This is a genomic window from Acidobacteriota bacterium (assembly GCA_020853395.1).
Lineage (GTDB): Bacteria > Acidobacteriota > Vicinamibacteria > Vicinamibacterales > SCN-69-37 > JADYYY01.
Window position 1 is genome coordinate 392,617 of the sequence record JADYYY010000011.1, and the last position, 14,909, is coordinate 407,525.

Sequence of the window (14,909 nt, forward strand, 5' to 3'; positions counted from 1 at the left end):
GTGAGGCTCGCGGCCTGCAACGAGATGTTCGAGGGCTGGCCGTTCAGCCGCGTCTGCCGGACGCTCGCCGGCCTCGGCTACGACGGTGTCGAGCTGGCGCCGTTCACGTTCGCGCCGGCGATCGGAGGCTGGTCGCGTGACGCCCGTGCCGCCGCACGCCGGATCGCCTCGGACGCCGGGCTCGAGGTCGTCGGCTTGCACTGGCTGCTGGCGCGCACGGAGGGACTGCACCTCACGTCACCCGATCCCGACGCGCGCGCTCGCACGAGCGCTTACCTGATCGATCTGGCGCACGCCTGCCACGACCTTGGCGGGACCGTGATGGTCTTCGGATCTCCGGCCCAACGCCAGCGGCTTCCCGGCGTGTCGCACGATGCGGCCATGGACTACGCGGTGGAGACGTTTCGCGCCGCGATGCCGGCGATCGGCGATCTGGGCGTGCGGATCTGCATGGAGCCGCTGTCGCCCGACGAGACCAACTTCGTGAACACGTGCGCGGACGCGATCGACTTGATCGACGCCGTGGACCATCCGCAGTTCGTCCTGCAGCTCGACGTCAAGGCCATGGCGAGCGAGACGGTACCGGTCGCCGAGCTGATTCGACGCCACGCGGGACGGGCCGGCCACGTTCACGCGAACGATCCCAACCGGCGCGGGCCGGGATTCGGCGACGAGGACTTCGCGCCGATCCTCCGCGCGCTCGACGAGCGGCACTATCGCGGGTGGATCTCGGTCGAGGTCTTCGACTACACACCCGATCCTGAAACGATCGCGCGGCGGAGCCTCGAGTACTTGCGACAATGCCACCGCGCGGTGGAGACGACGAGATGAGCTGGACGCCGTTCGCCGGGTTCGCGCTGATCGGGATCGCCGCCGTGGCGGCACAGTCCTCGCCGCCGGGGATCGAGATCTCACCCGATGCCGCGCGCCAGCAGGTGGCGATCGCCATCGACGGCAAGCCGTTCACGACCTATCGGTACGGGCCGGCGTTTCCCGACAAGCCGGTGTTCTACCCCGTGCTCGGCCCGAACGGCGCGCGCGTGAATCGCGAGTTTCCGATGGTGAAGGACGTGCCGGGTGAATCGAACGATCACCCGCACCATCAGTCGCTGTTCTTCACGTACGACGAGGTGAACGGCACGAACTTCTGGAATCCGGAGCCGACCGGCCGTCGCATCGTCCATCGCGATCTGCGCGTGGAGGGCAGCACGCTCACGGCGGTGCTCGAGTGGCGCGACAACGGCGGCGGCCTGGTGTTCGAGGAGACGAAGCGCGTGACCTTCGGCGGCGCCCGCGACGTGTTCTGGATGGACCACGACATCACGCTCCGCGCGCCCGACGTGGCCGTGACGATGGGCGACACGAAGGAAGGCGCATTCGGCCTGCGGCTGAACGACACGTTGAAGGAGGCGGGCGGCACCGGCCGGTACATCGACGCCGAAGGCCGGGAGACGGCGGCGAACGTCTGGGGCAAGACCAGCCGATGGGTGGCGATCCGCGGCACCGTCCGGGACCAGGCGGGCAGCCACGACGTGACCGTCGCGATCTTCGCGCATCCGTCGACGATCAACGCGCCGCCGTACTGGCACGCGCGCGACTACGGGCTGTTCGCGATGAATCCTTTCTCGCGCAACGGCTACGATCCGTCCCAACCCAAACGGATCACCACGGTGGCGAAGGGCGGCGCGATCCACGTACGCGCGCGCCTGGCCGTCTACGCCGGCCAGGTGGACAAGGCGCGGCTGGATCGCGACGCCGCGTCGGCGGCCGCGGCACGCTAGCCGCAGCGTGTGCGCTCGTCCGCGGGGCTGGAGCCCTGCAGTGGCACGCGTCGAGTCCTCGCTTGCGGCCGGACCGTCGAGCCTCCAGAGCACGATGGCCTTCGGCCGCCGGTATAGAGTCGTGGGCGACGCCTGCATGACGCGTGCGCGCCTGCTCCTCACCGCCATCGTCTTCGCCTTGCCGGCGGCGCTCCTGACGAACGAGCGCTTCCGTCCGGTCGACGAGCGCGTCGCGATCTCGTCGGCGCATCCGATCCACGACTTCGCGCTCGATCGCGCGGAGCCCATCTACGTCGAGTACGGCCTGACGCTCCGCTCGTCCGGCGAGCGGCGGCCGACGGCGACGATCGATGTGAACGGCGTGCCGGTGGCGATCGTGCCGGGCGAGCGGCTCTACGTGGCGATCGGCGGCAGGGTGCTCGCGCCGGTCACGGCCGCACGTGCCGGCCGCAACGCGCTCGGCGTGCGGCTTCAGGGCGATCCCGGCGCCACCTTCGAGCTGCGCGGGCGCGTGCAGAACTACTACGGCATCGCGCCCGACTTCCCGCGCGTGTTCGTCGTCGCCGACGAGAGCGTGCGCCAGCGTGACGCGCTCGAGCCGGGCGCCGTCACGGCGCGACGCTGGGCCATCTGCCTCGTCGCGGGGTTCGCCTTCGCCGCCGCCCTCGATCGCGTCGTCGCGCGCGGACGCCGCCGGTGGGTCGTGCTCACGTCGCCGGCGTGGCTGCTGTGGGTGGTTCTCATCTACGGCATGGCGACGCCGCTGCACGTCTGGCTGTCGGTCGAGGCGACCGGCGCTTGCGCGGCCGTCGGATGCCTGCTGGCCTTTGGGCTGCGCGCGGTGACCACGCATCGGCGCGCGGTCCTCAAATGGGCGGCGGTCGTGCTCGTCAACGTCCTCGTGCTCGAGGGCGCGCTGCGGGTGTTCAACGCGGTGCGGCCGAGTTTCATCTTCTACACGAGCGGATACGAACGGTATCGAGGCCGTCCCGGCGCGCCGTTCTTCGACACGCGCCTCAACTCGGGCGGCTTCAACGACAGAGCGCATCCGCTCGTGCGGCCTCCGAACGTGAGACGGCGCATTGCCGCGATCGGCGACTCGTTCGCGTTGGGCGTCGTGCCGCACCGAGACAACTTCCTCACGCGGCTCGAAACCGAGCTGGACGCCGGCGGGTCGGTCGAGGTCATCAACATCGGCATTCCGGCGACCGAGCCTGCCGACTACCTGGCGATGCTCGTCGGGGAGGCGCTGCCGTACGCGCCGGATCTGGTGCTGACGTGCGTGTTCATCGGCAACGACTTCGAAACGCCCGGCCGTCGCTGGTACGACCGTTCGTTCGCCGCCACGTTCGTCCGTGCGTTGTGGCGGCTGCGCGGCGGCGTGCCGCCGGCGCCAGCGGCGGCAGGCGGCGCTGCTGTCGAGTATCACGACGACGAGCCGAGCCTGCCGACGGATCGATTTCTCGAGATCGAAGTCGATCGGTCGTGGCTCTATGTGCGCGGCGGCAGCGTGTTGCCGGTAGCCGCCAGCCGCGTCGCCGGAGAGCTCGGCGCCATGCGCGACGTCGCGCGGCGTGCGGGGGCAGACTTCGCGGTCGCGCTGATTCCCGACGAAGTCCAGGTCGACGAGCGGCTGCGAGCCGACGTCGCGCGCGCGTCCGGGCACGCCGAGGGCGACCTCGACTTCGAGCAGCCGAATCGGCTGCTCTCGGATCGGCTCAGGGCTGACGGGATCCAGGTGATCGATCTGCTGCCGGCCTTTGCCGCGGCGGGCCGCACCACGCGCTTGTACAAGCCGCAGGACACGCACTGGAACATCGCCGGCAATCGGCTCGCGGCGACAGAAATCGCAGCGGCGCTGCGCTGAGCCCTCGAGTCCGTTTCAAGACTTCCGCGGCGGGGCTGGCGCCGGATGGGGCCGCCCCGCGTGACGCGCAGGCGACGCGCGCGATCACGCGCTGTGGGCCGAGCCCCGCGTCGGGCTGTCCGGCGACAGGGCCCGCGCTCGCCGAGGTTCGAAACGCGTTCTCAGCGGACGGCGGCCACCGTCAGCTCGTTCGATCCGTTCGCGCGCAGGACGACATGCCGGTGGCCGTGCGGGCACGTGAGCTCGATCGCGCCCTCGTCGTTCGATATCGCGCTCACGTGCAATCGGGCACCGCAGCCGCCCTCGCGACACGAGAAGAACGCGAGATCGGCGACGACATCTGGCGTGAACGGACCCTCGAGCCGCTGCTTCCACGCCTTCTCGCACGGAAAACAGAGGTAATGCCGTGTGTAGGGCGTCGTGTTGAAGTGATCGCCGCGCTTGTGCGCGCCCTGACCGCTCGTGTCTTCGTAGGCGAACGTCAACGGGTCGTCGCAGTCAGGGCAGGGCGGCGCGTGCCGGTCGGTCATCGACCGACACGCTATCGTGCCGGCGGCGACGCGAGCAACTGCTTGATCGCATCCACGAGCGCCGTGAAGTCGATCGGCTTGCGGATCGCGACGTCGTACTCGCCGGCGTCTGGCGGCGGCAGCTTCGCCGCCGCGCTGGCCAGGATGATCGGCACGCGCGGGCCGGCGGACGCGCGGATGCGCCGCGCGAGCTCGAGCCCATCCATGCGCGGCATCATGTAGTCCGTGATCACGAGATCGGGATGGCGATCCTGGAACGTCGCCCAGGCCTGCGCGCCCTCGGCGGCGGTCTGCACGTCGAACCCTTCGGCGCACAGCAACCAGTCGAGCACGACGAGCGTGTCCGGTTCGTCGTCGACGATCAGGATGGTGCTCACGGGATAGTGGAAACCGTGTCGGGGACACCCTTCTCGACGAGCTGCAGGTCGACGCCGATGGTGGACCCCGACATTCGTATGGTCTTTCGCGGAGCAACTGCCGTGCCGTAGGCGGCCCTCCGATGGGGCAGGCCGCAACCATGACGAGGTCGCCCCGGAGGGAGACGAGGCTTGCCGGCCGTGGCACCGGAGAGCCCGACATGGGAATCGCGGGGCGTCCTGCGCGGCAGCCCGGCGGGATACGTGCGGAGGCCGGACGGCCGCCTCAATGCTCGACGAAATCGAGGTCGCGGCCGTGGGTTTCCGGCAGGCGAGCCAGGGCGAGGAACGCCACGGCGAGCACGACGGCGCCGACGAGCGCGCCCGCGCCCGCAAGGCCCAGCGTTGGCGCGAGCGCCTGGAACCCTGACGTGATCGGCACCACCGCGCCGCGGACGAAGTTGGGCGCCGTCGTCGTCGCCGTCGCGCGGAGGTTGGTGCCGAACTGCTCGGCCGCGACGGTCACGAACACCGCCCAGTATCCGGTCGCGACGCCGAGCGCGCCGCAGAGCGCGTAGAAGACCGCGGGCGACTTGTCCCAGGGCAGAAAGTACGCAGCGACGCCGAGCGTGGTGAGCGAGAGAAACCACCGCAGCACGCGCTTCCGGCTCGCGACGACCTGCGACAGCGCGCCGCTCGCGAGGTCGCCGACCGACAGGCCGATGTACGCGAACAGGATCGCTCGTGCCGACGTCGGCGCCGGCACGATACCCATCGTGCGTCCGAACTCCGGGGAGAACGTGATCAGGATCGCGACGACGTACCAGATCGGAATGCCGACGGCGATCACGGCGAGATAGCGCGTGGCGCGCTCGCGGGTCGCGAAGAGCTGCAGGAACCGCCCGCGGGTGAGCGCGGTCTTCGTGACCGCCTCGAACAGGCCGGACTCGCGGACGCCGAGACGGAGCACGAGGAGCAGCAGGCCCATCACGCCGCCCACGGCGTACGCCGCGCGCCAGTCGAACAGGTCGCCCACCACGACGGCCGCGATGGCGCCAGACAGGCCGATGCCGGCGACGGCACCGGTGGCGTAGCCTCGCTGGTGACGCGGCACGAGCTCGCTCACGAGCGTGATGCCGGCTCCGAGCTCGCCCGCCAGGCCGATCCCCGCGATGAACCGCAGCACCGCGTACTGTTCGACCGATGTGACGAGCGCGTTGAGCAGGTTCGCGATCGAGTACACGATGATCGATCCGAAGAGCACCGACAGCCGCCCGCGCCGATCGCCGAGCACGCCCCACGCGACGCCGCCGATCAGCATCCCGAGCATCTGCATGTTCAGCAGGTGCACGCCGGTGGACAGCAGGTCCGCCGCCGGCACGCCGATCGCGCTCAGGCTCCGGATTCTGACGACGCTGAAGAGGAGGACGTCGTAGATGTCGACGAAGTAGCCCAGCGCGGCGACCAGCACCGCGACGAGGGCCGTGTGGCGAGGCGGCGACGCTGCCGGCGGCACGTCGGAACCGTCCGGGCGCGGGAAAGGCATGGCCGCGACGGCCGCCTCACCAGATCCGCACGCGCGCCTCGGGCGGCAGGAACAGCTTCTGGCTCGGCGTCGCGCCGAAGGCCGCGTACCACGCGTCCATGTTGCGGACCACGCCGTTCACGCGGTAGCGCGCCGGGCTGTGCGGATCGCTCATGACCTGCGTGCGCAGCCGCTCGTCGCGGATGACCTCGCGCCACACCTGCGCCCACGAGAGGAAGAAACGCTGATCGCCCGTGAGGGTCCGCAGCACCGGTGCCTCGCGGCCGCCGAGCGACAAGCGGTAGGCCTCGCGGGCGACGGACAACCCGCCGAGATCGCCGATGTTCTCGCCGAGCGTCAGCCGGCCGTTCACACGCAGCCCGGCCAGCGGCTCGTAGGCGTCGTACTGCGCGGCCAGGTCGCCCGTGCGCTGCTGGAAGGCGACCTCGTCTTCGGGCTGCCACCACGTGCGCAGGATGCCGTTCGCGTCCGACTTCGCTCCCTGATCGTCGAAGCCGTGGCCCATCTCGTGGCCGATGACGCCGCCGATGCCGCCGTAGTTGACCGCGTCGTCGGCGGACGGATCGAAGAACGGCGGCTGGAGGATCGCCGCGGGAAACACGATCTCGTTGAAGACCGAGCGGTAGTAGGCGTTGACGGTGTGGGGCGTCATCGCCCATTCGTCCCGATCGGTCGGCGCGTCGATCCGGCTGCGCACCCGGTGCCAGTCGAACCGCTCGGCGCGGACGAGGTTGCCGAAGGCGTCGCCCGGGCGCACGTCGAGCGCGCCGTAGTCGCGCCATCGATCGGGATAGCCGATCTTCGGACGGAACGAGGCGAGCTTCTCGAGCGCGACCGTTTTCGTCGCCGGCGACATCCAGGAGAGGTTCCGAATGCGCTCGCCGTACGCCCGGCGGAGGTTCTCGACGAGGGCGAGCATCTTGGTCTTCGCCTCGGGCGGGAAATGGCGCGCGACGTAGAGCGCGCCGACGGCTTCGCCGAGCGCCTCGCTCGTCGCCGTGACGGCGCGCTTCCAGCGATCGCGCAACTGCTGCTGGCCGTTCAGCGTGCGCCCGTGAAACGCGAAGTTCTCCTCGTCGAAGCGCTTCGGCAGGACGGCGGCCCGATTGTGGAGCAGGTGGTAGCGCAGATAGCTCTGCCAGGTCGGGACGGGGACGTCGCGGAACATCGCCGCCAGCGCAGCCACGGCGTCGATCTCGAGGACGACGAACTCGCGGCGATCGTCGAGACCGGCGGGCGCGAGGAGCGCCGTCCAGGGGAACGCCGGCGCGAGCGCGTCGAGCGCCGCGCGATCCCGCAGGTTGTACGTCAGGCTGCGGTCGCGGCGCTTGGCGATCGGCCAGTGCAGCTCGGCGATGCGCGTCTCGAGCGCCAGGATCGCGTCGGCCTGGCCGTCGGCATTCGGCGAGTGGGCGAGGCCGAGCATCCGGGCGACGTGCGCGCGGTACTGCGCGCGGATCTCGGCGAAGCTGGCGTCGGGCCTGAGGTAGTACTCGCGGTCTGGAAGGCCGAGGCCGCCTTGGCCGACGAGGGTGACGTAGCGATCGGGGTTCTTTTGATCGACGCCGATGCCGAACGCGACCGGGCCGTCGAGATCGAGGCCAGGATCGCCCAGGAGCGCGAGGAGCGCCTCGTGGGTCGCGGCACGGTCGATCGCGGCGAGCGTCGGTGCGATCGGCGCCAGCCCGGCCGCGTCGATCGCGGCCGCGTCGAGGTAGGCGCGGTAGTAATCGCCGACTTTCCTCTGCGCCGAGCCGGCCGGGGCATCGGCCGGCAACGCGTCGATGATGGCGCGCACCTGTTCTTCGGCGCGCACCGACAGTTGATCGAACGCGCCCCATCGCGTGCGATCGGGCGGCACTTGGCTGGCGTCGATCCACTTGCCGTTCGCGTAGCGGTAGAAGTCGTCGCCGGGCGCAACGGACGGATCCTGCGCCGTCAGATCCAGGCCGAACTCCCCGATCGCGGCGGTGTGGCCGCCCTGCGCGCCGACGGTGGTGCAGCCGCAGAGAGACAGGGCGACCGACAGACAGGCCAGCACCCGCCGAAGCACAGCAATCGTCATGGTCCGCCGATTCTACCCGGGAGCGACGGCCGCCGGTGACGGTCGTCGCCATGAACCGTGAGAGTGTGTTTCAACACTCGGTGAGCGCGGGTCCTGTCGCCGGACGGCCCCACGTGGTGCTCGGCACCACGCGCGTGATCACGGGCGTCGTCTGCGCGCCACCGCGGGGCGGCCCCGTCCGGCGCCACGTCGATCGCCTGCCTTCATCGTGCGCGGGCCTCGCGGAGGCCTGGTGCAGGCCGACGGTGTTCGGCATGCGCCGTTCCGCTATGATGCGGGCCGCGGCGGCCGCGCTCGGTCGCGAGGACAGCGAACGGCGCCAGGCCGCGCGCGTCCGAGTGATGCAGGAGACAGGACGATGAAGACGATTCTCGCGGTGCTGCTCGTGGCGGCGTGCCTCGTTCCGTCGGCGGTGCCGGCGCAAGGCGTGCAACCGGGCATCGAGGTGTTCCTGGCCGATCTGCCCGCTGCCGTGCGCGGCAAGCGCGTCGGCTTGATCACGAACCACTCGGCGATCGATCGCGCGCGCTCTCTCGACATCGACCTGATCGCGGCGCGCAAGGATCTTCAGCTCGTCGCGCTCTTCGCGCCGGAGCACGGCATCCGCGGCGTGGCGCCGGCCGGCGCGAAGATCACCGACGAGGTCGACCAGAAGACCGGCGTGCCGATCTACTCGCTCTACGGCGGCGCCGATCGCGGCCCGACGCCGAAGATGCTCGAGCACGTCGACGTGCTCGTCTACGACCTGCAGGAGGTCGGCGGCCGCACCTGGACGTACGTCTCGACGATGGCGCTGGCGATGCAGGCGGCGGTGAAGAAGGGCATCCCGTTCGTCGTGCTCGATCGGCCCAATCCGATCGGCGGCGAGATCGTCGAGGGCGCGCAGCTCGACCCGGCGTTCGCGTCGTTCGTCGGGATGTACCCGATTCCCGCGCGGCACGGCATGACGGTGGGCGAGCTCGCCACGCTCTTCAACCAGCGCCACGCCATCGGCGCCAACCTCATCGTCGTCCGCGCGGCCAACTGGCGGCGTGCCGACTGGCAGGACGAGACCGGCTTGCCGTGGGTGAACCCGTCGCCCAACCTGCGGTCGCTCGCGGCGGTGACGAACTATCCAGGCGCCGTGTACTTCGAGGGCACCAACGTCGCGGAAGGGCGCGGCACCGAGCGGCCGTTCGAGCAGGTGGGCGCGCCCTGGCTCGACGCGCCGGGAATCGTCCGCCGCATGAACGAGCTGCACCTGCCGGGAATCCGGTTCGAGGCGATCACGATGTCGATCGAGCCCGCGGCGGGCAAGTACCCCGGGCAGACGATTCCCGCGATCCGGTACGTCATCACGGACCGGCGCGCGTATCGGCCCGTGCGCGCCTCGCTCCTGCTGATCGACGAGATCCGCAAGGCGCATCCGGCGGACTTCGCCTGGCGGCCGTCGATCGATCGGCTCACCGGCACGGACAAGGTGCGGCTGGCGATCGACGCCGGACAGCTCGCACCGCTCCTGGAGCAGTGGGACCGCGAGGCGGCGGCCTTCGCGGAGAGCCGCGCACCGTTCCTGCTGTACCGCTGACATCTGGCGGCACACGTGCCGAGCTGGAGCAGCGCGCAGTACTTGAAGTTCGCCGAGGAGCGGACGCGCCCGGCGCGTGATCTCGCGGCCGCGATCACGGTGGCGAGTCCGCGCCGCGTCATCGATCTCGGCTGCGGGCCAGCGAACAGCACGGCCGTGCTCGCGCGCCGATGGCCGTCCGCCGCGGTCACGGGCCTGGACAGCTCGGCAGAGATGCTGGCGGCGGCGAGCCATGAGCTGCCTGGCGCCGCCTGGATCCAGGCCGACATCGCGGCCTGGCGGCCTGACGCCGCCGAGCGCTTCGACGTGGTGTTCGCGAACGCGTCGCTGCAGTGGGTGCCCGATCACGCGCACCTGTGCCCGCGGCTGCTGTCATACGTGGCCGACGGCGGAGCGTTCGCCATGCAGGTGCCGGCCAACCAGGACGCCGCGCCGCACCGCGCCATGCGCGAGCTCGCCGGATCTGACGCCTGGCGCTCCCGCTTCTCGACGCCGCCCCGCCAGTGGCACTCGCACTCGCCGACTTCTACTACGACGTGCTCGCGCCGCACGCGCGCCGCATCGACATCTGGTGCACGGACTACGTCCACGTGCTCGCGTCGGTCGACGAGATCGTCGAGTGGTACCGCGGCACCGGGCTCAGGCCGTGGCTCGACGTCCTGCCGGACGAGGTGACGCGCCGGAAGCTCGAGCGCGACTATCGCGCACGACTCGCGCCCGAGTTTCCGCCGCGTGCTGACGGCCGCGTGCTCTTTCCGTTCCGGCGGCTGTTCGCGATCGCGTACCGCTGATCGTCGCTCCAAGGCCGCGGGCCGCGGCGGCGCTGAATCACGCGAGACCGCGCCCACCGGCCGGACGTCGCCGAACGTCGCCGCAGCCCACTCGAGATGTCGTTGCCGAATGCGGCCAGCGAGCCAAGGCGGGAACTGCGATGTGCCGGAATGGCTGGTATGTCGTGGGCACTTGGGGCGAGACGTCTGCCTCGCGGCAGACTACAGCGCGTCCAAGCGCCCTTGTTGCGTGCTGACCTCGATACGCCGAACGTGAGGCGCCCACCTGCTGATCGGCGGTATCGTTGGTTCTGGGTGATGGAGATGCGGCCGGCGGTGAAGACGTGGCGCTTGCCGTCGCCCGACGGTCAGCCGGACGAAGTCACGACATGCTGACGCGCCTCCAAGACATGGGTCGGCTGAAGGGCTCGAAGGAGGCCGCGTTGCTGTTGGCTTCGCTCTTCGCGGCGCCGGTCTGGACCGCGGCACAGGCCCTGACAGCAACAGAGCGCGCCAGCCCGTCGCCCGAGGCTCGGATGCTGGCGGCACGACGCGCGCTTCGTAACCCTGCCGTGCCCGTCGCGGAGCTGGACCGCGCGCAGCGGCCGGCGGGTTGGGATTACGTGCAGGGACTCCAGCATGGCGACGAGGTGCGGGTCACGCTGACGGCCGGCGAGGACGTTGTCGGCCGGTTCGTCTCGGCAGACCAAGCCGGTCTCGTCCTCGTTCCCGGCGGCCAGGGCGCGGCACGGACAATCCTGCGCGACGACGTCGCGGTCGTGGCCGCGCGTGGACCGTCGCGCGGCTCGAAGATCGGCGCGCTTGCCGGCGCAGGCATCGGCGCGTTCGCCGGCTTCGTCGCGGCGCTCCACCTCGGCTACAAGGACTGCGGCGGCGACTGCTCGGACGAACGGGTGCTCATCGGCGCCTCGGTCGTCGGTGTGCCGGTCGCCGCCGGCTGGCTCGGCTACCGGCTCTTCGCTCGGCCCGGCGACCTGAAGACGATCTACCGCCGCGCGCCCTGATTCGGCCGGCGCCCGGACTTGATTGCCCGGAGGGGAAGGGCTAACGTGCCGCAGATCTGTTTCCCGCGCCGGCGCGACGCGTGCCGGCAAAGAAGTGAGGACGTCATGAGAAGCCCCCTGCGTTCGCTGGCGGTTACGACGACGGCTCTGGTGGCGATGGCCCTGGGGCTCCGCGCCGCCGATCCCGCCAATTTCAAACCCGACGGTTCGTTCAAAGGCTCGACGCTGGCCGGCTGGCACGTGGTCGGCGGCGCCGACTGGAGCGCGCAGAACGGCGAGCTCATCGGCCGGGCCAAGCCCGGCACGAACGGCGGATGGCTCGTCATGGACAAGAACTTTCAGGACGTGCAGCTCTACACGAACTTCAAGTGCATCGGCCAGTGCACGTCCGGCGTCCTGCTGCGCGCGCGCAAAACGCCCGACGGCGGCATGACGGGCGTGTTCGTCTCGCTCAGCGGCGACGACACCAACGCGTACGCGGTGACGCTCGATGCGACCGGTAAGGAGACCGGCCGTGAGCAGCTCGCCGCACCGGCTCGCGGCGGCGGTGCTGCCGGCGCCGCGCGTGGAGGTGCCGCGCCCGCCCGTGGCGCGGCGCCCGCGCCCGGCGCAGCCCCCGCACCTGCGGCACCGCCTCCCGCACCCGCGCGAGGTACCCAGGTCGGCAGTTCGGGGCGCGGCCGGCCCACGCTGAAAGCCGGTGACTGGAACGAGGCCTACATCACGATCGCGACCGACGGGCCGCCGGCCGGCAGCCAGACGGGCCCGGTGCGCGTCGTGTCCACCTACACCGGCACGGTGCCGGTCGACGAGAAGAACGCGTACGGCTACGGTGCGATCGCCCTCTACGTCGGCGGCACGGGCGAAGCGCACTACAAGGACCTCGCGTGGAAAGACATGCTGTCGGTCGTCGAGCCGAAGGAGCAGGTCTCGCCGCGCTTCACCATCCAGCGGTTGACGACGATGTACTACGGCTGGGGCGCGGCGACGGCGGACGTCAACCGTGACGGCAACCTCGACGTCATCTCCGGGCCGTTCTACTACGCCGGCCCCAGCTTCACCGATCGCCGCCGCTATCGCGACGGCAATCTCTTCAATCCCGAAAACCAGTTCGCGCCCGACATGGTGAACCTGGCCGCCGACTTCACCGGCGACGGCTGGCCCGACGTGCTCTCGTCGCTCGGCAATCGCCACATGGATCTCCACGTGAATCCGAAGGGCGAATCGCGCCGCTGGGACAAGTTCAGCGTGCTGCCGACGATCTCGTCAGAGATCGTCCTCATGAAGGATCTCGACCAGGACGGCAAGCCGGAAGTCGTGTTCGGCCAGGGCGCGGCCGGCGGCTACGCGTGGGCCAAGCCCGATCCAGTGAACCCGAGCGCCGTGTGGACGCCGCACGTGATCTCGAGCCCGGGTCAGGCCGTGAACGGCCATGGCCTCGGCGTCGGCGACGTCAACCACGACGGCCGCCTCGACATCGTCGTGCCGACGGGCTGGTACGAGCAGCCGGCGGCGGGGATCGGTGCCAGCCCGTGGACGTTCCACGAGGCGGAGCTGGGCGACCCGTCGACCTTCGGGAGCGGCGGCGGCGAAATGGGCGTCTACGACGTCAACGGTGACGGCCTGATCGACGTCGTCGCCGGCTCGGCGCACAACTGGGGCATGAACTGGTTCGAGCAGAAGAAGGACGGCACGTTCGTGCGCCACTCGATCGCGCAGAACTTCGCGACCGAGAACGCCGGCGGCGTGGTGTTCTCCGAATCGCACGCGGCACGCTTCGTGGACATGAACGGCGACAAGATCCCCGACATGATCACGGGCAAGCGGTACTGGTCGGAGGCGGGCAACAACACGCTGACGCACACCGATCCGTTCGGCGCGCCGGTGCTCTACATCTATCGGACGGTGCGCGATCCGAAAGCGCCCGGCGGCGCCCGTTTCGTGCCCGAGCTCGTCCACAACAAGTCGGGCATCGGCTCGTCGTTCGACGTCGTCGATCTCAACAAGGACGGACGGCCCGACATCGCGGTGGCGACGACGTTCGGGACGTACGTGTTCTTCGGCAAGCCTGCGGCGCCGGCGTCCACCGCCAAGCCGTAGCCGCGCGCAGACGATCCACTCGACCGCCGGGCGGCTCGCGCCCGGCGGTCTTTCTCCGCCGGACGCGCCGGCGGCCCTTGGCGCCGGACGCTATGCTGGATCAGCAGGCATGCACGTCCGCTCGGCCGCCTCTCCAGTCCTTCCGCTCGTCGTCGCTCTTGCTGGGCTGACCGCGTGCGCCCACGTCTCGCCCGCGGCCCAGGCCGGGCACGCGCCTCGCGCCGCGGTGTGCCGCGCTCTCGTCGACGCGACTGGACGACCTGCGGATGCATCGATGCAATGGCACGAGACGGCCCGACCCGGACGCGCGAGTGCGGCACTCGCGGCCGCGTGCGCGACCGTTGGTCCAAGCGTGTACCAGGCGCCTGCCGCCAGCGCGGGCGGACGCGCGATCGACCGGCTGGCAATCGTCAGTTGGAACGTCCACGTGGGTGGCGGCGACCTTGCCGCGCTGGTCGCCGGGCTGCGAGAAGGACGGTTGACCGGCGGTGAGCCGGTGGCGGACTTCGTCCTGCTGCTTCACGAGGCATTCCGCGGCGGGGCCGGCGTTCCGGCCGATCTTCCGGCGGGCGTGCCGGTGCCGAGACGCATCGCTCCTGGACCGCCATCGGGTCGTCGGCTCGACGTCGTCCGCACGGCGCGCGCGTTGGGGCTCGGCGTGTTCTACGTGCCGTCGATGCGCAACGGCGATGACGAGAAGCCGGCCGAGGATCGGGGGAACGCCATCCTGTCGACGTTGCCGTTCGACGCGCTCGCCGGCGTCGAGCTGCCGCACGCGCGTCAGCGTCGCGTCGCGATCAGCGCCGTCGTGCATGGATTCGACGCTGATGCGCGTCCGTGGCGACTGCGTCTCGTCAGCGCTCATCTGAACGCGACGGCAGGCCCCGATCGGCTCTGGATCTTCGCGAGCGGCCTGCGCGAACGGCAGGCGCGGCACCTGATCGACGCGCTGGGCGAGGATGCCACGCCCACCGTCGTCGGCTCCGACTTGAACACGTGGGCCGGCGGGTTTCGCGAGCCGGCGTTCGTCGAGCTGCAGCGGCGGTTTCCCGAGACCGACCCTGCCGCTGGCGGCGCGATGTTCCGCGGCGGACCTCGACTGGACTTCGTGTTCTTTGGCTTGCCGGCGTCATGGCAGGGCCGCGTGCGGCCGTTGGCCGATCGCTTCGGGTCCGACCATCATCCCCTTGTCGGCTGGATCAGCGTCCGCGACGGTTGACCGCACACGCGTGGCCGAGCGCGGCCGCCGTTGTCGCGGCGCGCCACGAGCGCGACGTCGTGTCGACGGCTGACGGCCCCTGG

At 70.6% G+C, this 14,909-nt stretch carries 11 protein-coding genes and 1 pseudogene; 8 read left to right on the top strand and 4 right to left on the bottom strand.

Annotated features, from left to right (window positions below; all coding sequences use genetic code 11):
* The 3 genes from IT184_12960 to IT184_12970 are packed head-to-tail and all read left to right on the top strand — an operon-like array spanning position 1 to position 3,648.
* Complete coding sequence (locus IT184_12960; protein ID MCC7009713.1) at positions 1-831, top strand: sugar phosphate isomerase/epimerase; 831 nt, start codon at positions 1-3, stop codon at positions 829-831.
* Entirely contained in the window at positions 828-1,781 is a 954-nt protein-coding gene (locus tag IT184_12965; protein ID MCC7009714.1) for a PmoA family protein, read from the top strand. The genes IT184_12960 and IT184_12965 overlap by 4 nt, the downstream gene beginning before the upstream one ends.
* A gap of 40 nt (positions 1,782-1,821) precedes the next feature.
* The gene (locus tag IT184_12970; protein MCC7009715.1) at positions 1,822-3,648 is read left to right on the top strand and encodes a hypothetical protein; all 1,827 of its coding nucleotides are present in this window, start codon (positions 1,822-1,824) and stop codon (positions 3,646-3,648) included.
* Positions 3,649-3,809: 161 nt separating this feature from the next.
* On the opposite strand, the gene IT184_12975 is transcribed toward IT184_12970, so the two are convergent.
* From IT184_12975 to IT184_12990, 4 genes are all read right to left on the bottom strand, one after another.
* Positions 3,810-4,178 carry a hypothetical protein gene (locus IT184_12975; GenBank protein MCC7009716.1) on the bottom strand — a complete coding sequence of 123 codons (369 nt, stop codon included), beginning with the start codon at positions 4,176-4,178 and terminating at the stop codon, positions 3,810-3,812.
* A gap of 11 nt (positions 4,179-4,189) precedes the next feature.
* Positions 4,190-4,555 carry a response regulator gene (locus tag IT184_12980; protein ID MCC7009717.1) on the bottom strand — a complete coding sequence of 122 codons (366 nt, stop codon included), beginning with the start codon at positions 4,553-4,555 and terminating at the stop codon, positions 4,190-4,192.
* 265 nt (positions 4,556-4,820) lie between these two features.
* Positions 4,821-6,080, bottom strand: a complete 1,260-nt coding sequence (locus IT184_12985) for an MFS transporter (GenBank protein ID MCC7009718.1) — start codon at positions 6,078-6,080, stop codon at positions 4,821-4,823.
* A 16-nt stretch (positions 6,081-6,096) separates the two neighbouring features.
* Positions 6,097-8,145, bottom strand: coding sequence for a M13 family metallopeptidase (locus IT184_12990; GenBank protein MCC7009719.1), 2,049 nt, complete (start codon positions 8,143-8,145; stop codon positions 6,097-6,099).
* Between the two features lie 358 nt (positions 8,146-8,503).
* Between IT184_12990 and IT184_12995 the strand changes: the two genes are divergently transcribed.
* The 5 genes and pseudogenes from IT184_12995 (at position 8,504) to IT184_13015 (ending at position 14,826) form a co-directional block, all read left to right on the top strand.
* Positions 8,504-9,712 (top strand): DUF1343 domain-containing protein, encoded by a 1,209-nt coding sequence (locus IT184_12995; protein ID MCC7009720.1) that lies wholly within the window; start codon positions 8,504-8,506, stop codon positions 9,710-9,712.
* A gap of 15 nt (positions 9,713-9,727) precedes the next feature.
* Positions 9,728-10,503 (top strand): annotated as a pseudogene (gene tam, locus IT184_13000) (trans-aconitate 2-methyltransferase).
* A gap of 368 nt (positions 10,504-10,871) precedes the next feature.
* A complete protein-coding gene (locus IT184_13005) occupies positions 10,872-11,507 on the top strand; it encodes a hypothetical protein (protein ID MCC7009721.1) in 636 nt (211 codons plus the stop codon).
* A 105-nt stretch (positions 11,508-11,612) separates the two neighbouring features.
* Entirely contained in the window at positions 11,613-13,607 is a 1,995-nt protein-coding gene (locus tag IT184_13010) for a VCBS repeat-containing protein (GenBank protein MCC7009722.1), read from the top strand.
* 352 nt (positions 13,608-13,959) lie between these two features.
* On the top strand, positions 13,960-14,826 hold the full coding sequence (locus tag IT184_13015; protein MCC7009723.1) for a hypothetical protein: 867 nt from the start codon (positions 13,960-13,962) through the stop codon (positions 14,824-14,826).
* Positions 14,827-14,909: the final 83 nt, after the last annotated feature.